This window comes from Burkholderia sp. S-53, from assembly GCF_025560745.1.
GTDB lineage: Bacteria > Pseudomonadota > Gammaproteobacteria > Burkholderiales > Burkholderiaceae > Burkholderia > Burkholderia pyrrocinia.
This window is the reverse complement of sequence record NZ_CP090483.1, coordinates 1,354,387-1,379,987: the sequence shown is the minus strand read 5'-3', so window position 1 is coordinate 1,379,987 and position 25,601 is coordinate 1,354,387. Positions and strand designations below refer to the sequence as shown.

At 70.3% G+C, this 25,601-nt stretch carries 28 protein-coding genes; 10 read left to right on the top strand and 18 right to left on the bottom strand.

Going from position 1 to position 25,601, the window contains the following annotated elements; genetic code table 11:
* Window positions 1–82 precede the first annotated feature (82 nt).
* Complete coding sequence (gene phaZ, locus LXM88_RS11470; RefSeq protein ID WP_262542391.1) at window positions 83–1,300, top strand: polyhydroxyalkanoate depolymerase; 1,218 nt, start codon at window positions 83–85, stop codon at window positions 1,298–1,300.
* Here phaZ and LXM88_RS11465 read toward each other — a convergent pair.
* The 11 genes from LXM88_RS11465 to madL form a co-directional block, all read right to left on the bottom strand.
* Window positions 1,287–1,952, bottom strand: a complete 666-nt coding sequence (locus tag LXM88_RS11465) for a phosphoribosyltransferase (RefSeq protein WP_262542389.1) — start codon at window positions 1,950–1,952, stop codon at window positions 1,287–1,289. The two genes, phaZ and LXM88_RS11465, sit on opposite strands and share 14 nt — an antisense overlap.
* Window positions 1,953–2,077: 125 nt before the next feature.
* On the bottom strand, window positions 2,078–2,599 hold the full coding sequence (locus LXM88_RS11460) for a phospholipase D-like domain-containing protein (RefSeq protein WP_262542387.1): 522 nt from the start codon (window positions 2,597–2,599) through the stop codon (window positions 2,078–2,080).
* 117 nt (window positions 2,600–2,716) lie between these two features.
* Complete coding sequence (locus LXM88_RS11455; protein ID WP_262542386.1) at window positions 2,717–3,649, bottom strand: acyltransferase domain-containing protein; 933 nt, start codon at window positions 3,647–3,649, stop codon at window positions 2,717–2,719.
* Window positions 3,646–4,512, bottom strand: a complete 867-nt coding sequence (gene mdcB, locus LXM88_RS11450; RefSeq protein WP_262542385.1) for a triphosphoribosyl-dephospho-CoA synthase MdcB — start codon at window positions 4,510–4,512, stop codon at window positions 3,646–3,648. The genes LXM88_RS11455 and mdcB overlap by 4 nt, the downstream gene beginning before the upstream one ends.
* Window positions 4,509–5,177 (bottom strand): malonate decarboxylase holo-[acyl-carrier-protein] synthase, encoded by a 669-nt coding sequence (gene mdcG, locus LXM88_RS11445; RefSeq protein WP_262542384.1) that lies wholly within the window; start codon window positions 5,175–5,177, stop codon window positions 4,509–4,511. The genes mdcB and mdcG overlap by 4 nt, the downstream gene beginning before the upstream one ends.
* On the bottom strand, window positions 5,164–5,871 hold the full coding sequence (gene mdcE / locus LXM88_RS11440; protein WP_262542383.1) for a biotin-independent malonate decarboxylase subunit gamma: 708 nt from the start codon (window positions 5,869–5,871) through the stop codon (window positions 5,164–5,166). The genes mdcG and mdcE overlap by 14 nt, the downstream gene beginning before the upstream one ends.
* Window positions 5,858–6,793 (bottom strand): biotin-independent malonate decarboxylase subunit beta, encoded by a 936-nt coding sequence (locus tag LXM88_RS11435; protein ID WP_262542379.1) that lies wholly within the window; start codon window positions 6,791–6,793, stop codon window positions 5,858–5,860. The genes mdcE and LXM88_RS11435 overlap by 14 nt, the downstream gene beginning before the upstream one ends.
* Window positions 6,790–7,104: a malonate decarboxylase acyl carrier protein gene (gene mdcC / locus LXM88_RS11430; protein ID WP_006485317.1), complete on the bottom strand. Its 315-nt coding sequence runs from the start codon at window positions 7,102–7,104 to the stop codon at window positions 6,790–6,792. The genes LXM88_RS11435 and mdcC overlap by 4 nt, the downstream gene beginning before the upstream one ends.
* A gap of 10 nt (window positions 7,105–7,114) precedes the next feature.
* Window positions 7,115–8,761, bottom strand: a complete 1,647-nt coding sequence (mdcA, locus tag LXM88_RS11425) for a malonate decarboxylase subunit alpha (RefSeq protein WP_262542324.1) — start codon at window positions 8,759–8,761, stop codon at window positions 7,115–7,117.
* A 130-nt stretch (window positions 8,762–8,891) separates the two neighbouring features.
* Window positions 8,892–9,659 (bottom strand): malonate transporter subunit MadM, encoded by a 768-nt coding sequence (gene madM / locus LXM88_RS11420; protein WP_096472941.1) that lies wholly within the window; start codon window positions 9,657–9,659, stop codon window positions 8,892–8,894.
* A gap of 11 nt (window positions 9,660–9,670) precedes the next feature.
* Entirely contained in the window at window positions 9,671–10,066 is a 396-nt protein-coding gene (gene madL, locus LXM88_RS11415; RefSeq protein ID WP_060263120.1) for a malonate transporter subunit MadL, read from the bottom strand.
* Between the two features lie 326 nt (window positions 10,067–10,392).
* Between madL and LXM88_RS11410 the strand changes: the two genes are divergently transcribed.
* Together LXM88_RS11410 and LXM88_RS11405 are read left to right on the top strand one after the other, a co-directional pair.
* Window positions 10,393–11,241, top strand: a complete 849-nt coding sequence (locus LXM88_RS11410; protein WP_262542319.1) for a LysR substrate-binding domain-containing protein — start codon at window positions 10,393–10,395, stop codon at window positions 11,239–11,241.
* 166 nt (window positions 11,242–11,407) lie between these two features.
* Window positions 11,408–11,686, top strand: coding sequence for a DUF4148 domain-containing protein (locus tag LXM88_RS11405; protein ID WP_034183251.1), 279 nt, complete (start codon window positions 11,408–11,410; stop codon window positions 11,684–11,686).
* A gap of 54 nt (window positions 11,687–11,740) precedes the next feature.
* Here the strand turns inward: LXM88_RS11405 and LXM88_RS11400 are convergent, their stop codons facing one another.
* Window positions 11,741–12,658, bottom strand: coding sequence for a 3-hydroxyacyl-CoA dehydrogenase NAD-binding domain-containing protein (locus LXM88_RS11400; RefSeq protein ID WP_262542314.1), 918 nt, complete (start codon window positions 12,656–12,658; stop codon window positions 11,741–11,743).
* A 246-nt stretch (window positions 12,659–12,904) separates the two neighbouring features.
* Between LXM88_RS11400 and LXM88_RS11395 the strand changes: the two genes are divergently transcribed.
* Together LXM88_RS11395 and LXM88_RS11390 are read left to right on the top strand one after the other, a co-directional pair.
* The gene (locus LXM88_RS11395; protein WP_034183249.1) at window positions 12,905–13,345 is read left to right on the top strand and encodes an Hsp20/alpha crystallin family protein; all 441 of its coding nucleotides are present in this window, start codon (window positions 12,905–12,907) and stop codon (window positions 13,343–13,345) included.
* Between the two features lie 16 nt (window positions 13,346–13,361).
* Window positions 13,362–13,766 (top strand): Hsp20/alpha crystallin family protein, encoded by a 405-nt coding sequence (locus LXM88_RS11390; protein WP_262542310.1) that lies wholly within the window; start codon window positions 13,362–13,364, stop codon window positions 13,764–13,766.
* Window positions 13,767–13,877: 111 nt separating this feature from the next.
* Here the strand turns inward: LXM88_RS11390 and LXM88_RS11385 are convergent, their stop codons facing one another.
* Window positions 13,878–14,189, bottom strand: coding sequence for a TFIIB-type zinc ribbon-containing protein (locus LXM88_RS11385; RefSeq protein ID WP_262542308.1), 312 nt, complete (start codon window positions 14,187–14,189; stop codon window positions 13,878–13,880).
* Between the two features lie 91 nt (window positions 14,190–14,280).
* Entirely contained in the window at window positions 14,281–15,036 is a 756-nt protein-coding gene (locus LXM88_RS11380; RefSeq protein ID WP_262542306.1) for a TerC family protein, read from the bottom strand.
* Window positions 15,037–15,144: 108 nt separating this feature from the next.
* Between LXM88_RS11380 and LXM88_RS11375 the strand changes: the two genes are divergently transcribed.
* The 3 genes from LXM88_RS11375 (at window position 15,145) to LXM88_RS11365 (ending at window position 17,880) form a co-directional block, all read left to right on the top strand.
* Window positions 15,145–16,038 carry a LysR family transcriptional regulator gene (locus LXM88_RS11375; protein ID WP_262542304.1) on the top strand — a complete coding sequence of 298 codons (894 nt, stop codon included), beginning with the start codon at window positions 15,145–15,147 and terminating at the stop codon, window positions 16,036–16,038.
* Between the two features lie 227 nt (window positions 16,039–16,265).
* Complete coding sequence (locus tag LXM88_RS11370; protein WP_262542301.1) at window positions 16,266–17,351, top strand: DUF2242 domain-containing protein; 1,086 nt, start codon at window positions 16,266–16,268, stop codon at window positions 17,349–17,351.
* Between the two features lie 151 nt (window positions 17,352–17,502).
* The gene (locus LXM88_RS11365; protein WP_262542300.1) at window positions 17,503–17,880 is read left to right on the top strand and encodes a hypothetical protein; all 378 of its coding nucleotides are present in this window, start codon (window positions 17,503–17,505) and stop codon (window positions 17,878–17,880) included.
* On the opposite strand, the gene LXM88_RS11360 is transcribed toward LXM88_RS11365, so the two are convergent.
* On the bottom strand, window positions 17,862–18,782 hold the full coding sequence (locus tag LXM88_RS11360) for a pyridoxal-phosphate dependent enzyme (protein ID WP_262542298.1): 921 nt from the start codon (window positions 18,780–18,782) through the stop codon (window positions 17,862–17,864). The two genes, LXM88_RS11365 and LXM88_RS11360, sit on opposite strands and share 19 nt — an antisense overlap.
* Before the next feature lie 157 nt (window positions 18,783–18,939).
* Here LXM88_RS11360 and LXM88_RS11355 point away from each other — a divergent pair, with 157 nt between their 5' ends.
* Window positions 18,940–19,851: a LysR family transcriptional regulator gene (locus LXM88_RS11355; protein WP_262542295.1), complete on the top strand. Its 912-nt coding sequence runs from the start codon at window positions 18,940–18,942 to the stop codon at window positions 19,849–19,851.
* Between the two features lie 766 nt (window positions 19,852–20,617).
* Entirely contained in the window at window positions 20,618–21,823 is a 1,206-nt protein-coding gene (locus tag LXM88_RS11350) for an MFS transporter (RefSeq protein ID WP_262542292.1), read from the top strand.
* A gap of 65 nt (window positions 21,824–21,888) precedes the next feature.
* Here LXM88_RS11350 and LXM88_RS11345 read toward each other — a convergent pair whose 3' ends face one another.
* From LXM88_RS11345 to LXM88_RS11335, 3 genes are read right to left on the bottom strand one after another with little or no spacing between them, the layout of a single operon-like run.
* The gene (locus tag LXM88_RS11345) at window positions 21,889–22,911 is read right to left on the bottom strand and encodes a histone deacetylase family protein (protein WP_262542289.1); all 1,023 of its coding nucleotides are present in this window, start codon (window positions 22,909–22,911) and stop codon (window positions 21,889–21,891) included.
* Between the two features lie 25 nt (window positions 22,912–22,936).
* Complete coding sequence (locus LXM88_RS11340; RefSeq protein WP_262542287.1) at window positions 22,937–24,208, bottom strand: Zn-dependent hydrolase; 1,272 nt, start codon at window positions 24,206–24,208, stop codon at window positions 22,937–22,939.
* Between the two features lie 31 nt (window positions 24,209–24,239).
* Window positions 24,240–25,550 carry an MFS transporter gene (locus LXM88_RS11335; RefSeq protein ID WP_262542285.1) on the bottom strand — a complete coding sequence of 437 codons (1,311 nt, stop codon included), beginning with the start codon at window positions 25,548–25,550 and terminating at the stop codon, window positions 24,240–24,242.
* Window positions 25,551–25,601 lie beyond the last annotated feature (51 nt).

Sequence of the window (25,601 nt, the reverse complement as noted above, 5' to 3'; positions counted from 1 at the left end):
GGCCGGCAGCGCATCAGCCCCCCGCGACCCGGCCACAGTGACCATAATGCAGGTTCACGCCCCTTCCGTCCCAAGGTTCGCCATGTGGTATGCCCTCGTCGAGCAGCAGCGGGAATGGATGCGCGCCTGGCGCGAGGCGACGCGGCACGCGTTCGATGCATGGCCCGCCGCGACGCTGCCGCACGCCGCGTCGTCGTGCTATGACGACCTGTTCGAGCCGCTGCTCGGGCAGCCGGTCGGACCGCCGCGCTTCGACATCGCGCGACCCGCGATCGGCGAGCGGGTCGCCGCGCGCACGCCGTTCTGCGACCTGCGGCACTTCACGCGCGCCGATGCGCAGCGCACGGTGCTGCTGTGCGCGCCGCTCGCCGGGCACGCGGCCGTGATGATGCGGGAAACCGTCGAGACGCTGCTCGCCGACGGCGACGTGTGCGTGACCGACTGGCGCAATGCGCGCGACGTGCCGCTCTCGTCGGGCCGCTTCGGGCTCGACGAGTATGTCGCGACGCTCGACGGCTTCGTCGACGGGCTCGCGCTCGACGATCGGCCGCTGCACGTCGTCGCCGTGTGCCAGGCGACCGTGCCGGCGCTCGGCGCGCTCGCGCTGCGCGCCGCGCGCGGCCTCGCGCCGCCCGCAAGTGTCACGCTGATCGGCGGCCCGCTCGACGCGCGGCTGAATCCGAGTGCGCTCGGCACCGCCGCGGCCACCCGCTCGCTCGACTGGTGCCGCCGCCACCTGATCGACATCGTGCCGCCCGGCTTCGCGGGGCACGGCCGCCACGTGTTCCCGACCTACCTCCAGCAGGGCGAAATCGCGCTGATGTACCCGCAACGCTTCATGTCGCTGATCGAGGCGTACGCGCTGGCCGCGTCGCGCTTCGACATGGCCGCGCTCGCCGGCGCGCGGCGCGCGCTGCTCGAATACACGGCGCTGCTCGACATGCCGGCCGAATATTTCCTCGACACGGTCGACATCGTGTTCCAGCGCATGTGCCTCGCAAACGGCACGTGGAACGTGGGCGGACGGCGCGTCGAGCCGGCCGCGCTGCGCGGTGTCACGCTGCTGACCGTCGAAGGCCGATGCGATGCGGTCACGGGCGCCGGCCAGACGCATGCGGCACTCGACATGTGCAGCGGCCTCGCGGCGGACGAGCGCTATCGCGTCGATATCGACGATTGCGATCACTACGGGCTGTTTACCGGCGCGCACTGGCGCGGCAATGTCCATCCGATGCTGCAGCGCGTGTTCGCGCTGGCCGAGGCCGACCGCCCTCGCCCGCGCCGGATCAGGCGGACGTGATGCCGCGTTGCGTGCGGGCGGCGTCGAGCAGCGTACGCACCTCGTCGTCGCTCGTTTGCTCGAAGCGCGCGTAGAACTGGCTGATCCCGAAGAACGGTCGCGGCTGCGATACCGTGACGAACGCGTCGGCCAGGTCGTCGAATGCATGCAGCGCGCCCGCCGGCGCGACCGGCGTGGCCGCGACGATCCGCGCGGGGCGGCGCTCGCGCAGCGCCTGCAGCGCGACGCGCATCGACGCGCCGGTCGCGACGCCGTCGTCGACGACTATCGCGATGCGACCCTCGACCGGCAGCGGCGGCGCGGCGCCGCGGTACAGCGCATCGCGGCGATGCAGTTCGGCCGTCTCGCGCACGATCACGTCGGCGAGCTGAGCGTCGGTCACGCCCATCGAGCGGATCACCGAACGTTGCAGATGCATCGCGCCGCCGGTTGCAATCGCGCCCATTGCGAGCTCGGGGTCGTTCGGCACACCGAGCTTGCGCACGACCAGCACGTCGAGCGGCGCGCGCAGCGCGTACGCGACCGGATACGCGACGGGCACGCCGCCGCGCGGCAACGCGAGCACGACGATATCGCTACGCCCCGCGTAGTCGCTCAGCGCGCCGGCCAACTGGCGGCCCGCATCGGCGCGATCGGCAAAACACTCGGTCACGATCGGCTCCCTGCCGTTGCGCCGGATGCGCGAACCCGCGCCGGCGCCTGTCAACGAGCATGGTTCATCGGCAGCGCCGATGCAAGCAGGGTCACACCGGCGCGCGCGGGCGCCGAAGGAAGGGGTCAGAGGCCGCTGGCCTGCCGGTACAGCCGCCAGAACGACTGCGCGTAGGATTGCGCGAGCTCGGGCGCGCGCTGGAACACGTTGACCGTCTCCGCATGCACGGCTGCACCGTCGGACAGCGTCGTCAGCGCGACGCTGTCGTCGACGATCACGAAGCGCGGCGCGGGATCGCCTTGTCGCGAATCGATCGCCACGTCGATGCCCGCGGATTTCAGATACCCCGCGCCGCTGGTCTTGCCCGCCCGCGGCGAGCGCACCAGCACGACGCGCACCTCGACGCCCCGCCCGCGGGCCGCGCGCAGCGCGCTCGCGACGGCGGGCGGCACATGCGTGTAGCCGGCCAGCAGCACGCGGCGCTGCGCCTGTTCGATCAGGTCGACGGTCGCGTCGGCCGCCACGTTGTCATACGAAAAGTACGTGCCGACCGATGCGGCGTCGGACGGAATCTGGCTGGCGTGGGCGCTCGTCGCGCAGCAAAGCGCGGCGAGCAGGAAGGCGGCTAGTCTCATGGCGGGCGCCATTGTAGCGACGCCAATTCGCGTGGCAAGCGCCGGCTGCGACGCTGCTGCGCCGGCGCAACACACAGTGCGGAACGGATGCCCGGCGGGTGTGTTTCAGGCCGTTTTTCGGGCCGCCGGTCAGCCGGCCGCGACGCGCGCGAGCCAGCTCGTCACGCCGTCGACGGAACGAAAATCCGCGAGGCTGCGCGCCGGCAGCGCGGGATACGCGCCGCCTGCCATCTCGGCCAGCGCACGCCCGGGGCCGAGTTCGAGAAACGCGGTCGCGCCGGCCTCCACGCAGGCGGCAAGACAGGCCGCCCACTCGACCGGCTCGGCGATCTGCCGGGCAAGCTTGTCGAGGCCCGCGTCGACGTCGAGCACCGACGCGCCGTCGAGGCCCGAAAACAATCGCGTGCCGGGCAGCGGCCGGCGCGCGGGCACCGCGGCAAGCGACGCGCGAAACGCCGGCACGGCCGCTGCGAGCCGGCGCGTGTGCGCCGCGATCCGCACGCACACTGGCGCGACGCGCAGCGCGCCCGCGTGCGCCGCGTCGTCGGCCACCGCATCGACATCGGCCTGCCGCCCCGCGACCACGAACGCGTCGCCGGGGTTCGCGATCGCGATCGCCGCGTCGCGGCCGTCGCACAACTGCGCAAGCTGCGCGCGCGTCAGGCCGCGCACGAACACCATCCGCTCGTCGCCGCCGCTCGCCGCATCCATTGCTCGCGCGCGTGCGTCGGCCAGGTCGAGCGCGTCGTGCGGATCGATCGTCCCCGCGACGCTCCACGACGCGACTTCGCCGACGCTGTAGCCCGCGACGCAGCGCCGGCGCGGCCACGCCGCGTCGAGCAGCGCGGCCGCCGCAAGCGCCTGGACCGTGCAGAGGATCTGCGCGGCGCGGTTTTCGCGCAGCGCATCCGGTCCGGCCTGCCGGACCCACACGCGCGGATCGTCGCCAAGGAGCCGGCCCGCGTGCGCGAACAGCGCATCGGCCTGCGGCGCCGCGCCCGTCAGGTCGAACATGTCGGCGCGCTGCGCGCCTTGTCCCGAACAGAGGATCGCGAGCGTCATCGTGCGTCCCCGCCGGCTTCGAGCGCATCGACGAATACGCTCATCGCGAGCAGGTCGGCCGCGCCGCCCGGGCTCAGCCGGCGCGCAACGAACGCACGATGCGCGGCAGCCGCGCGCAGCCGCCAGTCGCGCGCGCGCACGCCGCCGCGCGCAACGAACGCGCGCGCCGTCGCCCGCGCGAAATCGAGGCCGGCCTGCCCGCCCCGGTGCAGCAGGTTCGTATCGTCGAGCGCCGCGATCAGCGCGAAGCACGCAGCGACGCGCGCGGCTTCCGGGTCGTCGGGAAGGTCGCGCGTCGCACGGCGCAGCGCAGGCAGCCCGATCGCGTACACGGTCGTGAAACCGTCGGCCGCCTCGCGACGCGCGCCGCCGACGCCGTAGCGTCGGCTCGCGCGCTCGCCATGGCTGTCCGGCAAGCGCGGGCCGCCGAGAATATCGGTGCCCCAGCGGCGCGAGACGAACGCGCCGAGCGTCATTCCGCCCGGCACTGCCCCCGGCATCGCAAGCCGGCCTGCGGCCGCGCACAGCAGCCCGAGCCCGAAGATCGCGCCGCGATGCGTATTGACGCCACCGGTCGCGGCGAGCATCGCGTGCTCGGCACGCAGGCCGATCTTGCGCAGCACGGCCATGTCCGCGTCGCGCGCGCCCGCATCGGCGAGTTCCGCGAAATACGGCCGCAGCACGGCGGCGCTGCGCGCGAACGTCGCGGCATCCATGTCCGAATGACTGCCGGTGTCGACGTGGCTGACGAGCCCCGGCTTCGGATAGGTGTCGATCTCGAGCACGAGGCTGCGCTCGGCCAGCCCGGCGATGCGCTCGGCAGCGGACGGCGCCGGTACGCGGCAGGCGGCCCATGCGCTCATCGCGCGTCTCCGGTGAATGCGACGGCAGGCATCAATTCGACCGCGATCGCGGTCTTGACCGCGACTTCGGGCAGCCGCGCGTGCAGTTCGCGCCAGTTGACGCCCGCGCCGTCGTCGCGCAGCAGTTCGCCGTCGATGCGCATCGGCGCGCGCGCGTCGATCGCCGCGAGGCCGTCGAGCAGCGGCGCGAGCGACGCGGCAGTCGGCAGCGGAAACACGATGTCGAGATCGGACGATGCGCCCAGGTATCGCTCGCCCGTCAGCGCCTGCCACGCGAGGCTGCCGAACACGCGGCCCTGAACGCCGCAGCGCGCGCCGAGCGCATCGAGCGCGCGCAACGCTGCGTGCCACGCGTCGGGCGCGGCGGCAAGCACGTCGGCCAGCGCGGGCAGCGGGCCGACCGTCGCGAGCGCGTCGGCGGCGACGTTCAGCGCGATGCGCCGTTTGCCCGCGGCAGGCGGCAGCGGCAGGCCGAGCGGCACGCGGCCGGCATCGGCCTCGTCGGGCGACGCGCGACGCACGATCAGCGGCCAGCCGTGTTCGGCCCATGCGCGCACGAGCGGATCGGCCGCGAGCGCGGGATCGCGCGCGAATGCCGCGCCCCACCCCGCCGCCGTCAGCGTGACGAGCGTGTGGCGGCGCAGCGGCATCTCAGCGTGCGGCACGCGCGAGTTCCTCGACGCGGCGCGCGACGTCGGTCGCGACCGGCCGGCCGCGCGCCGCGCGCCGGTCGATGCGGTCGACCGGCTTGCCGAGCCATTCGCCGACCTGCGCATCGAGCGCGCGGTCCGGGTCGAGCACGGCATCGACGGCGCCCATCTTCACGAGGTTGTCGAGCCCCGGCGCGAACACGGGCGTCGAGCGCGCCATCTCCTTCAGCACATCGATCGACAGCTTGGTCACGCGCGACATCGACGGCAGGTCCATCACCTCCGGCTCGGCGCCCGGCACCGCAAGCAGCGTGCGCGTCGCGAGCGCGGTCGCGATGAATGCGCCGGCGGCCGTGTGGCCGTACAGCACGCCGATCGTCCGGTGCCCGGCGAGATCCGCGTGCATCAGGCACTTCGCGAGATGCGACAGCCCTTCGTTCAGGCCGAGCAGTTCGTCGCGCTTGCTCATCCGCTGGCTGTCGCTGTCGACCAGCACGAGGATCGGCGTGTCGCCGCCGCGCGCGATCGTGTCGAGCACGCGCGACGCCAGCGTCAGCGCCTCGTCGATGCCGAACGGCAAACGGTCGGCGACGCCGATCACGTCGACGCGCGTGCCGGCCAGTTCCGCGTGGCCCGTCAGCAGGCCGCCGGTGCGCGCGATCGAATGGCCTTGTGGAAACAGCGAGTTCAGGACTTCATCGAGCGTCATGCTGCGGCTCCTGCAATTGGTCGGCGAGTTTCGCGAACGCATCGTCGGGCATCCCGGGAATCGCTTCCGGCGCGTCTGCGCCAAGCGCGCGCCACACATCGAGCGCATCCTTGCATGCACCGAACCGTTCAACGCGCGCTTCGAGGCGCGCCTGTTCGGCACGCAGCATCGCCGCATCGAACTTCGGTGCGTGGCCGATCAGGTCGAGCGCCGCCGTGCGGAACGCGTCGGGCGTATCGGCGACATAGCGGTCCGCACCGCCGATCAGCCGCCGGTGCTTGCCGCCCATCGTGCGCCAGATCAGCGCACGGTCCTTCGCGTCGAATTCCTCGACGCCGCGATTCGTTTCGATCACTTCGGGGCCCGACACGCTGATGCGCCCCTGCTCCGACACCGCCAGCGCCGAACAGCACGCGGCGAGCAACCCGCCGCCGCCGTAGCAGCCCGCGCGCCCGCCGATCAGGCCGATCACCGGCACGCCGGCCGCGCGCGCGTCGACGAGCGCACGCATGATCTCGGCGATCGCAAGCTCGCCCGCGTTCGCCTCCTGCAGTCGCACGCCGCCCGTATCGAACAGGATCAGCACCGGCTTGCCGACCTCGCGCGCGGCGCGCAGCAATCCGGTGAGCTTCGCGCCGTGCACTTCGCCGAACGCGCCGCCCATGAAGCGGCCTTCCTGCGCGGCGACGAACACCGGCTGGCCGTCGAGCCGGCCGTGGCCGACCACCATCCCGTCGTCGAACTGCTGCGGCAGGTCGAACAGCGGCAGGTGCGGGCTCGTCACGCGTTCGGCCGGGCCGAGGAATTCGCTGAAACTGCCCGCGTCGAGCAGCCCGTCGATGCGCTGCCGCGCCGACGCCTCGTACCAGCTCGCGCCGTTCGCGACGAACGCGGGCGCGTCGTGGATCACGTCGATCATCACGCGTCCCCCTCGATCGCGCGCACGGCCTGCGCGAGCCGCAGCGACACCATGTCGGGCCGCGCGCCGCCGTCGTTGATCGACAGCTTCAGGCCGCCCGGCGTGCGCCGCTCGACGAAATCCGATACTACGGCCTGCCACACCGCGCCGAAGCCGACGGCCGCGGTGCGGATGTCGATCTCGCATTCGTTGCCCGGCAGCACGCGCTCGACGAGCACTTCGAGATTGCCGGACGCGACCACGCCGACGAGCGCCGCGGCCTGCTCGCCCTTCGCGCGCTCGCGCGCGGTGAAGCGATAGTTCAACTGTTCCATGCCCTCATCCTCACCAGTTGCGGAACCGGGCCGGCGGCGCATAGAGCCCGCCCGACCAGTGCACGAGATCCTTGATCGAGCGCGCGGCGAGCCAGCGGCGGTCGGCGTCGAGCGGATCGATGCCGAGATCCTCCGGGCGGCGGATCACGCCGCGCTCGCGCAGCCGCTCGACCATCTTCCGGTCGCGGCCGCGGCCGACGTCCGTATAGCCGGCGACGCCGCGAATCGCGTGCTCGCGCTCGTCCTTGTCGCGGCACATCAGCAGGTTCGCGATCCCTTCCTCGGTGACGATGTGCGTGACGTCGTCGCCGTAGACCATGATCGGCGCGAGGTCGAGCTGCAGCTTGTCGGCCAGCTTCAGCGCATCGAGCTTCTCGACGAACATCGGCGCGTTCTTGTCGCCGAAGGTCTCGCCGATCTGCACGACGAGCTTGCGGCCGCGCCGCAGCACCGCCGGCGTGTCGGGGTCGGCTTCCGCGCCGGCCTTCAGCCACGGCTCGCTCGGATGGCGCCGCCCGCGCGCGTCGCTGCCCATGTTCGGCGCGCCGCCGAAGCCGGCGATCCGCTCGGCCGTGACCGTCGACGAATGGCCGGACAGATCGATCTGCAGCGTCGAGCCGATGAACATGTCGCACGCATAGAGACCGGCCGTCTGGCAGAACGCGCGGTTCGAGCGCAGCGATCCGTCGGGGCCCGTGAACCACACGTCGGAACGCGCGCGGATGTAGTCGTCCATCCCGACCTCGGAACCGAAGCAGTGGATCTGCTCGACCCAGCCCGACTCGATCGCGGGAATCAGCGTCGGGTGCGGATTGAGCGCCCAATGCGTGCAGACCTTGCCCTTCAGCCCGAGCTTCGCGCCGTAGGTCGGCAACAGCAGCTCGATCGCGGCGGTGTTGAAGCCGATCCCGTGGTTCAGTCGCTTGATGCCGTACGGCTCGTAGATGCCCTTGAGCGCGAGCATCGCGGTGAGGATCTGCGTTTCGGTGATCGCGGCCGGATCGCGCGTGAACAGCGGCTCGACGTAGAACGGCCGGCCGGCCTCGACGACGAAATGCACGCGGTCGCCGGGGATGTCGACGCGCGGCACCTTGTCGACGATGCGGTCGACCTGCGCGATCACGATGCCGTCCTTGAACGCGGTGGCCTCGACGACGGTCGGCGTGTCCTCGGTGTTCGGGCCCGTGTACAGGTTGCCGTCGCGGTCGGCGCTGACCGCGGCGATCAGCGCGACGTGCGGCGTGAGGTCGATGAAGTAGCGCGCGAACAGTTCGAGATAGGTGTGCACCGCGCCGAGCGCGATCTTGCCGCCGAACAGCAGCTTCGCGATCCGCTGCGACTGCGGGCCCGAATACGCGAAGTCGAGACGCTTCGCGATGCCGCGCTCGAACACGTCGAGATGCTCGGGCAGCACGACGCCAGACTGCACCATGTGCAGGTCGTGCACCTTCGCGCTGTCGACATCGGCGAGCGCCGTCGCGAGCAGGTCGGCCTGCTTCTGGTTGTCGCCTTCGAGGCAGACGCGGTCACCCGGCCGCAGCACCGCCTCGAGCAACGCCACGGTGTCGCGTGCATCGACCCGCTTGCCCTGCGCGTAAGCCGCGCCGGCCGCGAGGCGTGCATCGCGCGCCTGCCGCGCGTGATTCCATCCCGTCATGAACAGTTCTCCCGCTTCGATGGTTCAGCGGCATTCTAAGCCTGGCGCCGCCGCCGATTGATGATGTTGACGAATGCGACTCAGAGGACGCCGCGATGGATGCGGCCCGAGCAGCGCCGCATCGCTGAGCCTAGCCGCCGACCAGCGCGCGCGTCGTGAAGAACAGCACCGACGGGCCCAGCAGGCAGCCGACGCCCGTATGGAACGTCGCGACCAGCGCGCCGTACGGGACGAGCCGGCGGTCGGTCGCGGCGAGCCCCGCGCTCACGCCGCTGACGGTGCCGGCGAGGCCGCCGAAGATCATCGCGGAACGCGGCGTCTTCAGGCCCATGAAGTTGGCCGCGACCGGCGTGCCGACCATCACGATGATCGCCTTCACGAGCCCCGTCGCGATGCTGAGCGCGATCACGTCGGAGCTCGCACCGATCGCCGCGCCCGTCACGGGCCCGACGATGTAGGTGACGGCGCCCGCGCCGATGGTCGTCATGCTGACCGCGTCGGTGTAACCGAACGCGCGCGCGATGCACGCGCCGACGATGAACGGCAGCACGGTGCCGAGCAGCAGCGACACGACGCCGACGAGCCCGGCCTTGCGCGCCTCGGTCGGCTGCACTTCGAACGCGGTCGCGACGATCGCGAAATCGCGCAGCATCGCGCCGCCCATCAGGCCGACGCCCGCGAACAGCGGCACGTCGGCGATTCCCTTCTCGCCGCCGGTGAACGCGCCGCCGACATACGCGAGCGCGAGACCGATCACGATCGCGATCGCGGAGCCGTGCACGCGGCCGAACGTGAGCTTGCGCGACGCGATCGACGACAGCCACATGATCAGGCCGACCAGCGCGAACGACGCGACGAGCCCGTTGTGGGCGACGACTTTCTCGAGCATCTGCAGCATGGTGGCCTCCGTCATTGTTCTTCGAATTGCGGCACGCCCGCGAAGGCCGTGTCGTCGCGCCCCATGCGCACGAGTACCGCGATGCAGCATGCGCAGATCGCGACCGCGCCGACGGCGGCGAGCAGCGCGACCGGGCCGCCCTTCAGCGCGGCGACGACGTTCTGGTTCGCGGCCATCGCGACGACGACCGGGATGTACATCGCGCCCCAGAAGCCGACGCCTGCCTCGGTCTCCTTCGGCAGCCAGCCGCGCCGGTGCAGCCACAGGCGCAGGCAGATCAGCAGCAGCATCGCGATGCCGACCCCGCCGACGTTGGTCTTCACGCCGATCGCGCTGCCCAGCAGGTCGCCGAGGAACAGTCCGGCCAGGTGGCAGAACGCCAGCAGCGCGGTTCCGTAGATGATCATGAGTCGTCTCCAGTCTTTTCGTGACGGGCGCCTGACGCGTGCAGAAAGCGGGCCCGCGCGCCGATCGCGTGCGCGGACTGTCTCCTGCGGCGGTGCGCCGCGGCCCGGCGGCCCGTCGTGCGGGCGCGTTCTCGGGCGGTCGATGGGATGATGCGGTTTCGGGCCGGACGCCGGATGCCGTAGACTGACCGAAGCAGCCGCCGGCACGACGCGGGCCACGCGTCCGGTGCGTCCCGTTGTGGGCCGCACCGGGGCGTGATCCGATACTAGCGCCGCAATATCCGGCCATTTATGAAGTTGTCGAAACCGATTCAGTGGATTTAGCAATGCGCCCGTTACCGCCCGAGCTGCTGCGCAGCTTCGTCGCCGTCGCCCAGTCCGGCAGCTTCACCGCCGCGTCCGAGCGCGTGAACCTGTCGCAGTCGACCGTCAGCCAGCATATCCGCCGTCTCGAGGAGCTGCTCGACCGGCCGCTGTTCGAGCGCGACACGCGCAACGTGCACCTGTCGCAGCACGGCGATGCGCTGTTCCGTTACGCGGTGCGCATTCTCGAACTGATGGACGAGGCCGTCACATCGGTGTGCGGGCCGCCGCTGTCGGGCAAGGTGCGGCTCGCGATGTCGGAGGATTTCGCGTCGACGCACCTGACGTCCGCGCTCGCGAGCTTCGTGCAGCGCAATCCGGAGGTCGAGCTCGCGATCTCGACCGGGCTGTCGGGCGACCTGTTCGACGCGCTCGACGAGGGCCGGCACGATCTGGTGTTCGCGAAGCGCATCGCGGGCAGCCGGCGCGGCCGCGTGATCCGCAGCGAGCCGCTGTACTGGTGCACCGGCCCCGATTCGCGGATCACCGGCCACGAGACCGTGCTGCCGCTCGCACTGCATCCGGAGCCGAGCGTGTCGCGCCGCCGCGTGCTCGAAACGCTCGACGCGATCGGCCGGCCTTACCGGATCGCGGTGGTGAGCAGCAGCATCGCGGTCCTGCGTGCGGCCGCGAGCGCGGGGCTCGGCGTCAGCGCGTTCGCCGGCTACGTGATTCCGGCCGGGCTCGCGCGGCTCGACGCGGGGCTGCCCGAGCTCGGCGAACTCGAATACGTGATCGACCGGCCGGCCGCCGCGTCGCGCTCGACGCTCGCGCTCGAAGCCACGCTGGTCGCGGCAGCAGCGGAGTTGTAGCCGTACCGCGCGCGACGCACGCAGCGCGGCCGCATCCGCAACTGACAGCTTTGCCCGGAACGCGTCATCGTCCGCGCAGCACCCGCTCGCGACAATGGGCCCCATCGGTACGCACGGCAAGCCGCCGCGCACATCCGGTATCCCGTCCCCTTGATCGGAGCGCACCATGAACGTCTTGCGATTCGCCGTCGCGACCGCCGCAGCCGCCCTGCTGTCCCCCGCCTTTGCCCAGACCGACGCCGCGGCGCCCGAACAGGGCCTGACGCGCGCGGAAGTCATCGCCCAGCTCAAGCAGGCCTATCTCGACGGCGAACTGCCGACGAACGACGGCAACTACCCGCCGAGCGCCGCGACGCGCGCGCGCAACCGCGAACTCGTGCAGGCAGCGAGCCCGTCGTGGCTTGCGCAGACGCCGCAAGCACCGCAAACGGCAGCGCAGCAGTAGCCGAGCGCGGCCCGACCGATCGCGGCCCGACCGAAACGCACCGCTGCAACGCGGTCACGGCAAAAAGCTGCGGCGCCGCGCGTCGATCAGCTCGACGAGCAGCCGGTCGCGCTCGGCCGCCAGTTCCTGCATCGAATGATCACCCTGGATCGCGCGCAATTCGTCGGTCAGCTTGCGATCGACGTCCGGATCGAACGAAGGCGTGCCGAGGTCGTCCCACCAGCTCGTGATCGGCCCCGACAGGTGTTCGAGGAAGTGCGCGATCCCGCCCGCGCCGCCGCCGAGGTGATAGGTCAGGCACTGCCCCATCAGCCCCCAGCGCAAGCCGGGGCCCCATGCGACGGCCTTGTCCGCATCGGCCACGCTCACGACGCCTTCGCCGACGAGGTGATACACCTCGCGGAACAGCGCGGCCGCGAGCCGGTTCGCGACGTGGCCGGTCATCTCCTTGTTGAGGACGATCGTCTGCTTGCCGAGTGCGTCGTAGAAATCCTTCACGCGCGCGATCACGTCCTTGCCGGTCGCATCGCCGCCGACCAGCTCGACGAGCGGAATCAGGTGCGGCGGGTTGAACGGATGCGCGATCAGGCAGCGTTCCGGATGCTTCGCGCACGCAGTCTGGATGTCCGACATCTTCAGGCCCGACGAACTCGACGCGATCGGTACGTGCGCGGGCAGCACGTCGTCCATCTGTCGGTATAGCGCTCGCTTCAGGTCGAGCCGTTCCGGGCCGTTCTCCTGCACGAAATCGACACCGTCGAGTGCGCGCACGAGATCGGCGTCGAACGACAGCCGCGCGGAAAGTTCGGCGGCCCGGTCGCCGAGAAACGCGGCCAGCGCATCGCGCAGCCGCGCGTCGGCTTGGGGCGCCGGATCGGTCGCGACGACGTCGAAGCCTTGCGTCAGATAGAAAGCGGCCCAGCTCGCGCCGATCACGCCGGCGCCGACGATCGCGATGCGTCGAATGTCCATGGTTGTCCCGTCTCGTTGGTCTGCAGATAGATCGCGGCGATTGTCGCATCGAATCGCACGGGCACGCGTTGACGCAAGTTGCGGGTTCCCTCTTGAAATGCGTTGCGGCGGCCACTAATTACGTGTTGCCGGGCAGTGCTCCATGCAACGCACTGCCCCCGTTTCGACCCAGTGGAGTCGCCCGGCGCGCCCGCCGCAGGCGTCGCGCCGTCGCGTCTCCCGCGTTCCCTGTTCCGGAGGACCATCATGAGCGGTATCCATAACGGCCACGACCTGTTCGACGAATTCGCCCGCGTGCAGCGGCAGGTCGCGAACCTGTTCGGCGAACTCCCGTCCGGCATCCGCGCGGTGCGGCCGGGCGCGTTCCCCGCGCTGAACGTCGGCGCCACCGACGATGCGATCGAGATCGTTGCGTTCGCGCCCGGCATGGCCGCGGCCGACTTCGACGTGTCGATCGACAAGGACCTGCTGACGATCAGCGGCGAGCGCAAACCGGCGCCGCGCGGCGAAGGCGACGACGTGCGCACCTATGCGCAGGAGCGCTTTCACGGCACGTTCCGCCGCGTCGTCGAGCTGCCGCAGAATGCGGACGCCGACAACGTCAGCGCGCGTTACGAAAACGGCTGCCTGCTGATTCGCGTCGGCCGGCGCGAAGCATCGAAGCCGCGTGCGATCACCGTTCAGTAATATTCAGGATACCGACATGAACACGAATCCAACCCTGGCCGAACGCCACACCGCCACTGCTCACCCGGCCGCCGCCGCGCGGCGGCCCGCGATCACGCCGGCCGTCGACATCGTCGAGAACAATCTCGGCGTTACGCTGCGGGCCGACCTGCCCGGCGTGCCGCGCGAAAACCTCGATGTGAAGGTGCACGACAACACGCTGACGATCGAAGCCGATACGCAGATCGACACGCCGGCCGACCTGCGCGTGCGGCACGCCGAAGTCCGCGCGCCGCGTTATGCACGGACCTTCGTGCTGAGCCCCGATCTCGACACGTCCAGGATCGACGCGAACCTGCGCGACGGCGTGCTGACGCTGACGATTCCGCGCCGCGAAGAAACGCGCCCGCGCCGCATCGACGTGACGGCAGGCAACGCGTAAGCGCCGCAGCGCGACATGTTTCGACACGCATGAAAAAGCCCCGCCGGGCGCGATACCCGGCGGGGCTTTTTTGCATCGGCGGACGCGTATGCGTGCGCGCCGTATCCGGATTCAATCGAAATCGAACAGGTCGAACATCGATTTGCGGCGGCGCTGGCCGTCGTGCCGGTGACGGTCGTCGTGCGAGCGATTGTCGCGCCCCCAGTTGTCGCGATCGCGCGGCGCATGGGTGTGGGCGTGGGTGTCGCGCGACGCAGCCGGCTCGTCGCGGTGCGCCGGCGCATCGCTGCCCTCGCGGGCGATCAGCTTGTCGAGTTCGCCGCGATCGAGCCACACGCCGCGGCACGTCGGACAGTAGTCGATCTCGATCGACTGGCGCTCGGCCATCAGCAGGTCGGGCGTCTTGCAGACAGGGCATTTCATCGCGTTTCTCCTTTCCGTGCGAATTCCTGACGAATTCCGTATGAAGGCGTGCGAGCCGGCCGCCGCAGCGGCCGGCCTCACACGCGGGGGCTTAGTTGCCTTCGACCCGTGCCGCGCGCTTCGCCTTCGCGCGCCGCGCCAGCATGTTCATGCCCTCGACGAAAGCCGAGAACGCCATCGCCGCGTAGATGTAACCCTTCGGCACATGCGAACCGAAGCCTTCGGCGATCAGCGTCATGCCGATCACGACCAGGAACGACAGCGCGAGCATCACGATGGTCGGGTTGCGGTCGATGAAGCGCGCCAGCGGCTGCGCAGCGAACAGCATCACGGCCACCGCGACGATCACCGCGACGAACATGATCGGGATGTGCTCGGTCATGCCGATCGCGGTCACGATGCCGTCGATCGAGAACACGATGTCGAGCATCACGATCTGGCCGATCGCGGCCCACACCGTCAGGCCGGCCGCGCCGCCGGAGCCGCCCGCGCCGTCGCCGTCGTGCGACACGTGGTGATGCATCTCGGTGGTCGCCTTCCACACGAGGAACAGGCCGCCCGACAGCAGGATCATGTCGCGCCACGAGAACGCGTGGTCGAAGAGCGTGAACACCGGTTCGGTGAGGCTCGCGATCCACGCGACGCTGCCGAGCAGCGCGAGGCGCATCACCAGCGCGAGCGCGATGCCGAGGCGCTGCGTGCGGGCACGCTGCGCTTCGGGCAGCTTGTTGCTGAGGATCGAGATGAAGATCAGGTTGTCGATGCCGAGCACGACTTCCATCACGACGAGCGTCAGGAGCGCAGCCCAGACGGCGGGATCGACGGCAAGCGTCAGCAGGTAGTCCATGAAATGGGCCGATACGAAAGTGGAAAGCCCGATGATATTCCGGCCCGAACTTCGAAAAAATCAGAGAGAATCTGATTTTAGGTTCGGTTTTTCCGAAGTTTCGATCCGATGCTCAATTTCCGACATCTGTACTATTTCTGGGTCGTCGTGAAGGAAGGCGGCTTCACACGCGCGGCCGGCCGGCTCGACATGGCCGTGCAGACGATCAGCGCGCAGGTGCGCGAGCTCGAGAAATCGCTCGGGCACCAGTTGTTGCGCCCGGCCGGGCGCGGCGTCGCGATGACCGACGCGGGCCAGGCGGCGTATGCGCGCGCGGAGGTCATCTTCGAGATCGGGCGGCTGATTCCCGACGAAGTGCGCGCGGCGGCCAGCCAGCCGACCGTGCGGCTCGCGGTCGGCCTCGCGGACGGCATCTCCAAGCTCGCCGCGCATGCAATCCTCGCGCCCGTGCTCGACACGCCCACGCTGCGGCTGCTGTGCCACGAGGGCGAGCACGATGCGCTGCTCGCGGAACTCGCGCTGCATCATCTCGATCTCGTGCTGGCCGGCCAGGGCGCGCCGTCGGGGTCGAACCTGCGCGTGACGAGCGAGCGGCTGGTCGCGTCGCCGGTCGACTGGTATGGCCCCGCGGCACTCGTCACGCCGGCCTCGCGGCAGCGCTTTCCGCAGTGCCTGGCCGACCTGCCCGTGCTGCTGCCGACCGCGCATTCGGCGCTGCGTGCACGCCTCGACCTGTGGCTGGAAGGCGAACGGATCGTGCCGCGCGTGGCCGGGGAATTCGAGGACAGCGCGCTGATGGCCGTGTTCGCGGCGCGCGGCCTCGGCGTGTTCCCGCTTAGCGAGCTCGGCGCGAACGACGCATCGCTGCTGCGCGGCCTCAGGCGGCTCGGGCGCGCAGGCGACGTGACCGAGGAAATCCACGCGATCCGCTCGCGGCGTGGCGAACATCATCCGCTGACGTCGCAATTGCTGGCTTGCGCGCGACCGTCGCCGGCCGCCTAGCGCCCTGTCGCGATCGTTCTCGCCGGTAACGGCTCCCCGAAACTGTCATGGGCGGAAACAGCTCCGGAAACGAACGCGACATCAAACGAAACTATAATGACGCCCCGGCCATCCGAGATTGCCATGCGCCCATTTCCGGCCCCGCCGTTGCGCGACGGCCGCCATCCGGTTGCCGCGCGACGCGCGCAACCCGGCGCTGCATCTCGCCGAGCCTTCTGAAAGACGCCATGCACAACCGATTTCGCCTGTTTTCCGTTTCGTGCGCACTCGCGGCCGCGACCGTGCTGGCGGCGTGCTCGACGCCGCCCAAGCCGATCTACCAGCAGGAACAGTTCGACGCGGCGACCAGCCCGTATGCGCACACGTTCCACTCGAAATCCGACGCGGCCTGCGAGGCCGCGCGGCGCGCGCTGTTGAGCCAGGGCTATGTGGTGTCGTCGTCGCGCAACGATGCGGTCGACGGCAGCAAGAACTTCCAGCCGAACAACGACATGCACGTCGTGATCGAGTTTCACGTCGTGTGCGCGGATGCGAACGCGGACGGCTCGTCGAGCATCGCGTACGTGAACGCGGTGCAGGACCGCTACACGCTGAAGAAGTCGAATACGTCGGCCAGCGTCGGCCTCAGCGTGTTCGGCTCGCTGTCGCTGCCGATCGGGTCGAGCGACGATGCGCTCGTCAAGACCGCGAGCGAGACGATTCCCGCCGGCGTGTTCTACGAGCGCTTCTTCAATCTCGTCGACCATTTCCTGAAGATCGACCCGGCCCGCCGCGACCGCGCCACCGTGAAAGCCGCCGAGAAGGAAGCCGTCACGCCGCTGCCCGAGCCCGCACCGACGCCGCAAGGCGAACCGATGAAGATGACGACGCCGGTCGTGCCGACGCCGCCCGCGGCGCCGGTGCCGCTATCGGTGCCGGCTGTCGCGCCCGGGTCGGGCGCGATCGCCGTGCCGGCCGCGGCGGCGACCGTTGTCGCGCCGGCCGCGATGCGTGCGGCCGCTCCGGTGGCGGCGTCTGGTTCGGTGGCGGGTTCGGTGCCGGCACCGGCAGCGGCTTCCGGGCTGGCACCCGTGACGACTTCGTCGCCCGTACCGGCTTCCAGCCCGACGGCATCGCCCGCCGCCGCGGCCTCCGCGCCCGGCGTTTCGGCGCCAGCCGTCGCCACGCCGGCATCCGCAACATCCGCACCCGCATCGACATCCACGCCGTCGAGCACATCGCCTGCGTCGGCGGACAAAACGCCCGCCCCCGCCGCTGCGAACCCCGTCGCATCGTCCGCGCCGTCCGGCGCGAGCGCACCGGCCGCGAACTGACCGGCGGTCCAACCGGCCGTCCAACTGGCCGCCTGTATCGTCGCGCCCGGCCGCATCCGGCGCAGCGCGACGATACGCATCCCTTCCCCGTCATCCCCCGCAGGAAGATCCGCACCTCCGGCTACGTTTCCGCCATTGCAATAACGGGAACGTGAAATCGACGCTTCGCGGCAAACCACGCGCAGCCAATGCCCGAGGTTGCCAAAATCGACGATCGTCCTTCCGTCACCCAACCAACCTGCGTACCGGCTTCCCCGTTTACCGCAACGTCGCGCGCAGCGTCTGCACGCTTCGCGACAAGCCGCGCTTAGCCGATGCCAGCGGTCGCCAAAATCGACGATCGTCCTTCCGTCACCCAACCAACCTGCGTACCGGCTTCCCCGTTTACCGCAACGTCGCGCGCAGCGTCTGCACGCTTCGCGACAAGCCGCGCTTAGCCGATGCCAGCGGTCGCCCAAATCGACGCTCGTCCTTTCGTCACCCAACCAACCTGCGTGCCGGCTTCCCGGCTTACCGCAACGTCGCGTGAAGCGTCTGCAGATGCTCGACGGTCGCCGTCACGCCGCCGCAGACGATCACGGCAATGTCCGATGCCGACGTCAGCACCGGCACCGGCCGCTCGAGCGCGGCCAGCGCGGCGCCGCATGCGGGCTCGACGACGATCCGGTGTTCGTCGAGGAACCGCAGAGACGCGGCCACCGCGTCCGCATCGGACACGACGACGGAATGGATCTCGTGCCGCGTCGCCCATTCGACCGCCGCGTCGCACGGCCGCTTCGCGCCGAGCGACGTCGCGATGCTCGCGATCGCCGGCAATTCGACCGGGCGCCCCTGCGCGAGCGAGCGCGCATAGCAGTCGGCACCTTCCGTTTCGGCCGCGACGACCGGCACGTCGTGCCAGCCGTTGCGCGCCAGCCCTTCGAGCACGCCGCACAGCAGCCCGCCGCCGCCGACCGCGAGCACGACCGCGTCGGGCTTCGGGCCGACGGCCGCCATCTCGTCGATCATCGTCGCGTGGCCCTGCCACAGCACGCGGTCGTCGAACGGATGCACGAACGCGTCGCGCTCGCCGAGGGCCGACTGCGCGAACGCGTTCGCCTCCGCCCAGCTCGCGCCGTGCACGACCAGCTCCGCACCCTCGACGCGGATCAGCTCGCGCGCGCGGGCCGACGCGCTTTCCGGCACGACGACGCGCACCGGCACGCCGAGTTCGCGCCCGCAGTACGCGACCGCGATGCCCGCGTTGCCGCCCGACGACGACACGAACCGCCGCGCGCCGGCCGCGTGCCGCGCGTCGCAAACAGCACCGATGCCGCGCAGCTTGAACGAGCCCGACGGCTGCAGCGCATCGAGCTTCAGCCGGATGGTCCTGCCGAGCCGGCGGGACGCGATTTGCGAGCGGATATAAGGGGTCTGAATATGAAGCGGCATGGGGCGGGACACGGTCGGAACGCAGGAAACGCACGCGACTCGCGGACGAGTGCGGCAACGATGGTCATCGTACGGCACGCGCGTCATGCCTTCCAATACCATCGAATGGCGTTTGCTATGCTTCACAGGCATATCCATTCACCGAAACGGGCTCCGCATGCGCCAGATCGAACTGCGTCACCTGCGTTACTTCGTGGCCGTCGCGCAAGCGGGCAGCGTGATGGCCGGCGCCCGCGCGGCCGGCATCGTCCAGCCCGCGCTGTCGCGGCAGATTCGCGAACTCGAGGACGCGATCGGCACGCCGCTGCTGATCCGCCGCGCGACGGGCGTCACGCTCACCGCGGCCGGTACGAGCTTCCTGCAGGATGCGACCGGCCTGCTCGCGACACTGCAGGACAGCCGCGAACGCGCGTTGCGCAGCGCGGCCGGCCAGCTCGGCGAACTGCGGCTCGGCGCGCTGCCGAACTGCCTGCCGCTGCCGATCGTCGCGAAGGTCCTCAAGACGTTTCGCGACGCGTGCCCGGACGTGAAACTGTCGATCGCGCCGATGCTGTCGGCCGAACAGGCGAGCGCGCTGGTGCGCGGCCAGCTCGACGCCGGGATCATGGCGTGGCGTCGCGAAGAGGCGCCGCACCTGTCGGGCGTGCGGCTGCTGAGCGACCGCTTCGTGCTCGCGATGCCCGCGCCGCCCGGCGGACGCTTCAACGCGCCGCGCGCGCTGGCCGACGTCGCGAACGAGCCGTTCGTCTGGTTCGACGCGCAGCGCTCCGCCGCACACCACCGGTTCCTGATGGCGCAATGCCAGCAGGCCGGCTTCATGCCGCGCATCGCGCAGGTCGGCAGCGACATCCCGACGCTGATCGGCCTCGTCGCGGCCGGGATGGGCTGTGCGTTCGTGCCGGAAAGCGCGTCGCCGACCTGCCCGCGCACGGTTCGGCTCGTCGCGCTCGACGAACTCGCGAGCCGCTTCGACATCGAGTTCGTGTTCGACGGCGCGGCAGCGGTACCGTCGCCCGTCGTCGCACGGTTTCTCGCGGCCGTGCGCGACGCGGCCGGCGAACCGGCTTGATCGGGCGTCGCGCGTCGGGCGCCGTGCGTCGGGCGCCGGGCACGCGCGACGAGCGATCGGGCGACGCGATTCGCGCCGCCGGCTCGCGAACGGATTCCGACCTCCGCTGCATCGACGTTTTAGCCGTTGCAGCGCACTAAACGTGCGGCATCACGCCCGCAAAAATTCTTTTGAAGCGATGACGACGGACACGCTGGCGCCCGCATTTTTAAATTGACACCAAAAACGGCCGTTTAACGCCAATTCGAATTGTCATCCTCCGAAATATACTTCGCGCGCATCCAGCCCTCGTGCCAAAGAGAGGATGCGTTTCCGCCCCGGTCACGGTCCCCCTGTGGCCGGGGCTTTTTTTCCCGCGCGCCGCGCCGGCAAAGGGTTTCAGGTCGCGAGGGGTTGCAGCCTGCGCATGAACGCCCCGTTCGATCCCCCGGGCCACACGCTGCTGTGCAGTCGCCTGCCGACTCCCGGATCGCCGCGCGGGACGCTCGTCAATCCGTCGCGAACCACCGCCGGATCACGATCCCACAACCGGAAACCACGCCCTTTTCTTTACGAAAACCTTTTAGACAAGACACCTTCGTTCGCCCGCCCCGCAGGAGCGCCGCCCGCGGGCCGCGCGCGCACGCCGGACGCGCTCCGCATTGTTGACATGAAATCAAGATAATTTCGCCTTCACGCAGCTTTTTCCACAAAAGTAATGCAGGCACACTTCGCGCTGTTCTCAACGGCCCCGTGCCGTTGTCCGTCGATTACAGGAGCCCATCGCGTGAACGCCACGACCTCTTCTCCTTCCCGCCCGCGCGGCGGCGCCGCGCTGCCGCTGCTGGCGCTCGCCGCCGGTGCGTTCGGCATCGGCACGACCGAGTTCTCGCCGATGGGCCTGCTGCCCGTGATCGCCGACGGCGTGCACGTGTCGATCCCGCAGGCCGGCATGCTGATCAGCGCCTATGCGATCGGCGTGATGGTCGGCGCCCCGCTGATGACGCTGCTGCTCGCGCGCTGGTCGCGCCGCTCGGCGCTGATCGCGCTGATGTCGATCTTCACGATCGGCAACCTGCTGTCGGCGCTCGCGCCGGGCTACACGACGCTGCTGCTCGCCCGCCTCGTGACGAGCCTCAACCACGGCGCGTTCTTCGGGCTCGGCTCGGTGGTCGCGGCCGGCCTCGTGCCGCGCGACAAGCAGGCGAGCGCGGTCGCGACGATGTTCATGGGTCTCACGATCGCGAACGTCGGCGGCGTGCCGGCCGCGACCTGGCTCGGCCAGATCATCGGCTGGCGCATGTCGTTCGCGGCGACCGCGGGCCTCGGCCTGATCGCGATCGCCGGCCTGTTCGCCGCGCTGCCGAAGGGCGCAGCCGGCAAGATGCCCGACCTGCGCGCCGAACTGTCGGTGCTGACGCGCCCGGTCGTGCTCGGCGCACTCGGGACGACGGTGCTCGGCGCCGGCGCGATGTTCACGCTCTACACGTATGTCGCGCCGACGCTCGAACACCTGACCGGCGCGACGCCCGGCTTCGTGACCGCGATGCTCGTGCTGATCGGCGTCGGCTTCTCGATCGGCAACATCGCCGGCGGCCGCCTGGCCGATCGCTCGCTCGACGGCACGCTGGTCGGTTTCCTGTTGCTGCTGATCGCGACGATGGCCGCGTTCCCGCTGCTCGCCAGCACGCACGCCGGCGCCGCCGTCACGCTGCTCGTGTGGGGTATCGCGACGTTCGCGGTCGTGCCGCCGCTGCAGATGCGCGTGATGCGTGCGGCCCACGAAGCGCCGGGGCTCGCGTCGGCCGTCAACATCGGCGCGTTCAACCTCGGCAACGCGGTCGGCGCGGCAGCCGGCGGCGCGGCGATCTCGGCCGGCTTCGGTTATGCGGCGGTGCCGCTCGTCGGCGGGCTGATCGCCGCGGCCGGACTCGCGCTCGTCGTGCTGCAGATGACGCAGCGGCGCCGCGCCCCGGCCACCGCGAATTCGTAAGCGCCGCCCATCCGGTGCCGGGACCCGGCGCGGACGGACGGCGCACACCATCCGGCGCTGCCGCGTCAGCGCGCGGCGGCGAACCCGCCGAAGAACGCACGCGCGTTCGCGTCGAGGCTGTCGAGGTGATAACCGCCCTCCTGCACGATCACCGTCGGCAGGCCGAGCGCGCCGATTGCGCCGCCGAGCCGCCCGAACCCATCGGTCGTGACGGCGACCTGCGATTGCGGATCGTCCTTGTAGATGTCGAAGCCAAGCGCGAGCACGAGCGCATCGGGCTGGAACCGCGCGAGCGCGCGCAGCGCGTCGTCGAGCCGCTCGAAGAACACCGACTCCGGCGCGCCGTGCGGCATCGGCAGGTTGAGGTTGAAGCCGTCGCCCGCCCCCGCGCCCGTCTCTTCCTCGTAGCCCGCGACGACCGGATAGAAGTTGGTCGGATCGCCGTGGATCGACACGTACATCACATCGTCGCGGCCGTAGAAGATCTCCTGCACGCCCTGCCCGTGATGCATGTCGGTATCGAGGATCGCAACGCGCCGATGGCGGCCGAGCAGCGACTGCGCGGCGATCGCCGCATTGTTCAGGTAGCAGAAGCCGCCGGCCGCGTCGCAGCGCGCGTGATGGCCCGGCGGTCGGCACAGCGCGTAGGCCTCGCGCGCGCCGTCGTTGACGTCGGCCGCGGCCGCGAGCGCGCCCTGCGCGGACCAGTACGCGGCGCGCCACGTGTTCGCGCCGACCGGGCAACTGCCGTCGGCGAGGTAGCGCGCGGCTTTCGCGAGTACGCCGCGCAGCGGGTTCGGCTCGCGCACGAACACGTTCGACATCACTTCGTCGCCCCAGTCGTCGGGCATCCGTTTCCAGTCGCGGTGCGCGTCCTCGAGAAAGCGCAGGTAGTTCATGTCGTGCACGGCCGCGATCTGCGCGATGCCGCGGTCGGCCGGCTCGCACACGTCGAAGTCGAGCGAGCGCACTGCGGCGACGAGCCGCGCCGCGCGCTCGGGCACTTCCTGCGGTTCGCGCATCTGCCCGCGCGACAGGTAGCTGCGCGGATGGTGCAGCAGTTGTTCGGGATGGAAATAGGTTTTCATCGTTCGTCCTCGTCGGTTCGCCGCGTCATGCACCGTGCGCGGTGGTCGCCGCTTCGATGCGCACCGCGATGCCGGCGCGCGCCAGCACCGCATGGAGCAGCACGTTCGTGCCGCGCGTCACGTCGTCGGGCAGCGCATCCTCGGCTTCGTTGTGCGACAGGCCGTCGACGCACGGGATGAACACCATCGCGGTCGGGAAGCGGCGCGCGAGCAGGATCGCATCGTGGCCGGCGCCGCTGACGATCCGCTCGTTCGTGTAGCCGAACGCGGCCGCCGCCTGCGCGACCAGCTCGACGCAGTCGCGATCGAACGGCGTCGCCGGGCTGCGCCAGCAGGTGTCGATCGCGACCTGCACGCCGCGCGCGGCGGCGACGCGTGCGCACGCCTCGCGCAGGTCGCGCTCCATCGCATCGACTTCGGCATCGTCGTGATGACGCAGGTCGACCGTGAACGTCACGTCACCGGCGATGGTGTTGCGCGACGCATTGCTGATGCCGACCTGCCCGATCGTCGCGAGCCCGCGCGGCGCGTAGCCGGCGACGATCCGTTCGAGCTCGAGCGCGATCTGCGCGCTCGCGAAATACGCGTCCTTGCGATACGGCATCGGCGTCGTGCCCGCGTGCGCGGCGACGCCCGTCACCGTCACGTCGAGCCAGCGGATCGCCTGCCCGCCCGTGACGATGCCGATCGTCGTGCCGTTCGCCTCGAGCACGGGCCCCTGCTCGATATGCGCTTCGAAATACGCATCGACCTCGCCGCCCGTCGCGCGCGTGCCGCGATAGCCGCATGCGTCGAGTGCCGCGCCGAGCGTGACGCCGTCGGCGTCCTGCTTCGCGAGCGCGTCGGCGAGCGGCAACGCGCCCGTGAACACGGCCGACCCGAGCATCGCCGGCGCGAAGCGCGCGCCTTCCTCGTTGGTCCACGACACGATCTCCAGCGGCTTGTCGGTCGCGATGCCGGCATCGTTCAGCGTACGCACGAGTTCGAGCGCGGCGAGCACGCCGTACACGCCGTCGAAGCGGCCGCCTTCGGGTTGCGTGTCGAGATGGCTGCCGATCAGCACCGGCGCAGCCTGCGCATCGGCGCCGTCGCGCCGCGCAAACAGGTTGCCGGCTGCATCGACGCTCACCGTCATCCCCGCGTCGCGGCACCATTGCGCGAACAGGTCGCGCCCGAGCCGGTCGTCGTCGGTGAGCGCGAGGCGCCGCACGCCGCCGCGCGGCGTCGCGCCGACGCGCGCCATGTCGGCCAGGCTCTGCCACAGACGTGCGCCGTCGATTTCCAACAGGTCTTTCATGTGCACTCCAGATGAATTCGTTCGTAGAGGTTCATTGCGAGCCGAGCGCTTCGGCGGCGGCCGGCTGCGCCGCCCGGCGCGCATCGAGCGCAACGATGCAGAGCAGCGAGATGCCGGCGAGACACGTGTAGAACACCGCGAGCGGCCACCATTGGCCCGTGAAGCGATGCGCGAGCCACGTGCCGACGAGCGGCGTCAGGCCGCCGGCGATCGCGCCGCAGATCTGGTACGCGAGCGAGATCGCCGAATAGCGCACGTGCGCGGGAAACACGTCGCTCACGAAGCCCGCGATCACCGAATAGAAACCGGCCATGCACACGACCGCGAGCGCGATGCCCGCAACGAGCGATACGGACGTGCCGCCCTGCACGAGCATGAACATCGGATACGGCGACAGCATCGCGAGCAGCGCCGCGAGCTTCAGGAAGCGCGCGCCGCCGATGCGCTCGGCGATCCATGCGGCGATCGGCTGCGCGACGAACTGGATGATCGCGACCGCGAACAGGCTGTCGAGGATCAGCGAACGCGATACGCCGACGTACTGCGTCGTGTACGCGATCATGAACGTGTTCGTGAAATAAACGCCCGCGATCCCGATCGTGTTCGCGCCGATGCAGAGGGCCACGAGCCCCGATGCGGAACGGAACACTTCGGCGACCGGCAGCTTCACCGTGCGGTTCGCTTCCTTCACGCGCGCGAATTCCGGCGACTCGTTCACGCCGAGCCGGATCAGGATGCCGACCACCAGCAGCACCGCGCTCGCGAGAAACGGCAGGCGCCAGCCCCATGCGAGGAAGTCGGCCTTGTCCATCGACGTGACCGCGCGGAACGCGATCAGCGACAGGATCAGCCCGGCCGGGCTGCCGAGCTGCGCGAACGACGCGAAGAATGTGCGACGCCCCTGCGGCGCATGCTCGCCCGCCATCAGCACCGCGCCGCCCCATTCGCCGCCGACCGCGATCCCCTGCACCACGCGCAGCACGACGAGCAGCACCGGCGCGAGCATGCCGACCTTCGAGTAATCGGGCAGCAGCCCGACGCAGACGGTCGCGACGCCCATCATCATCAGCGTCGTCATCAGCGCCTTCTTGCGGCCGATGCGATCGCCGAGATGGCCGAAGATGACACCGCCGAGCGGCCGCGCGAAGAAGCCGACCGCGAACGTCGCGAACGACGCCATCGTGCTGACGAACGGGTCGCGCGACGGGAAATAGAGCTCGCCGAACACGAGCGCGGCGGCGGTCGCGTAGATGTAGAAGTCGTACCACTCGATCATCGTGCCGATGAACGCGGCCGTCGCGGCGCGTCCCGGCTGGCGGGCGGAAGGAAGGGACTGGGTCATGCGGGCTCCTGACGCGCGCCGCGGCGGTGCGACGCGCACTATCGTGATGAC

What these genes read in the sequence shown, in the direction of transcription:
- LXM88_RS11455 (WP_262542386.1), bottom strand. Translation starts at nt 3,649, where the DNA reads ATGACGCTCGCGATCCTCTGTTCGGGACAAGGCGCGCAGCGCGCCGAC.
- LXM88_RS11380 (WP_262542306.1), bottom strand. Translation starts at nt 15,036, where the DNA reads ATGGACTACCTGCTGACGCTTGCCGTCGATCCCGCCGTCTGGGCTGCG.
- LXM88_RS11385 (WP_262542308.1), bottom strand. Translation starts at nt 14,189, where the DNA reads ATGAAATGCCCTGTCTGCAAGACGCCCGACCTGCTGATGGCCGAGCGC.
- LXM88_RS11410 (WP_262542319.1), top strand. Translation starts at nt 10,393, where the DNA reads ATGCGCCCGTTACCGCCCGAGCTGCTGCGCAGCTTCGTCGCCGTCGCC.
- LXM88_RS11400 (WP_262542314.1), bottom strand. Translation starts at nt 12,658, where the DNA reads ATGGACATTCGACGCATCGCGATCGTCGGCGCCGGCGTGATCGGCGCG.
- mdcA (WP_262542324.1), bottom strand. Translation starts at nt 8,761, where the DNA reads ATGACGGGATGGAATCACGCGCGGCAGGCGCGCGATGCACGCCTCGCG.
- mdcB (WP_262542385.1), bottom strand. Translation starts at nt 4,512, where the DNA reads ATGAGCGCATGGGCCGCCTGCCGCGTACCGGCGCCGTCCGCTGCCGAG.
- LXM88_RS11395 (WP_034183249.1), top strand. Translation starts at nt 12,905, where the DNA reads ATGAGCGGTATCCATAACGGCCACGACCTGTTCGACGAATTCGCCCGC.
- LXM88_RS11355 (WP_262542295.1), top strand. Translation starts at nt 18,940, where the DNA reads ATGCGCCAGATCGAACTGCGTCACCTGCGTTACTTCGTGGCCGTCGCG.
- madM (WP_096472941.1), bottom strand. Translation starts at nt 9,659, where the DNA reads ATGCTGCAGATGCTCGAGAAAGTCGTCGCCCACAACGGGCTCGTCGCG.
- LXM88_RS11390 (WP_262542310.1), top strand. Translation starts at nt 13,362, where the DNA reads ATGAACACGAATCCAACCCTGGCCGAACGCCACACCGCCACTGCTCAC.
- phaZ (WP_262542391.1), top strand. Translation starts at nt 83, where the DNA reads ATGTGGTATGCCCTCGTCGAGCAGCAGCGGGAATGGATGCGCGCCTGG.
- LXM88_RS11370 (WP_262542301.1), top strand. Translation starts at nt 16,266, where the DNA reads ATGCACAACCGATTTCGCCTGTTTTCCGTTTCGTGCGCACTCGCGGCC.
- LXM88_RS11375 (WP_262542304.1), top strand. Translation starts at nt 15,145, where the DNA reads ATGCTCAATTTCCGACATCTGTACTATTTCTGGGTCGTCGTGAAGGAA.
- LXM88_RS11345 (WP_262542289.1), bottom strand. Translation starts at nt 22,911, where the DNA reads ATGAAAACCTATTTCCATCCCGAACAACTGCTGCACCATCCGCGCAGC.
- LXM88_RS11340 (WP_262542287.1), bottom strand. Translation starts at nt 24,208, where the DNA reads ATGAAAGACCTGTTGGAAATCGACGGCGCACGTCTGTGGCAGAGCCTG.
- madL (WP_060263120.1), bottom strand. Translation starts at nt 10,066, where the DNA reads ATGATCATCTACGGAACCGCGCTGCTGGCGTTCTGCCACCTGGCCGGA.
- LXM88_RS11360 (WP_262542298.1), bottom strand. Translation starts at nt 18,782, where the DNA reads ATGCCGCTTCATATTCAGACCCCTTATATCCGCTCGCAAATCGCGTCC.
- mdcE (WP_262542383.1), bottom strand. Translation starts at nt 5,871, where the DNA reads ATGACGCTCGATGAAGTCCTGAACTCGCTGTTTCCACAAGGCCATTCG.
- LXM88_RS11460 (WP_262542387.1), bottom strand. Translation starts at nt 2,599, where the DNA reads ATGGCGCCCGCCATGAGACTAGCCGCCTTCCTGCTCGCCGCGCTTTGC.
- LXM88_RS11405 (WP_034183251.1), top strand. Translation starts at nt 11,408, where the DNA reads ATGAACGTCTTGCGATTCGCCGTCGCGACCGCCGCAGCCGCCCTGCTG.
- mdcC (WP_006485317.1), bottom strand. Translation starts at nt 7,104, where the DNA reads ATGGAACAGTTGAACTATCGCTTCACCGCGCGCGAGCGCGCGAAGGGC.
- LXM88_RS11335 (WP_262542285.1), bottom strand. Translation starts at nt 25,550, where the DNA reads ATGACCCAGTCCCTTCCTTCCGCCCGCCAGCCGGGACGCGCCGCGACG.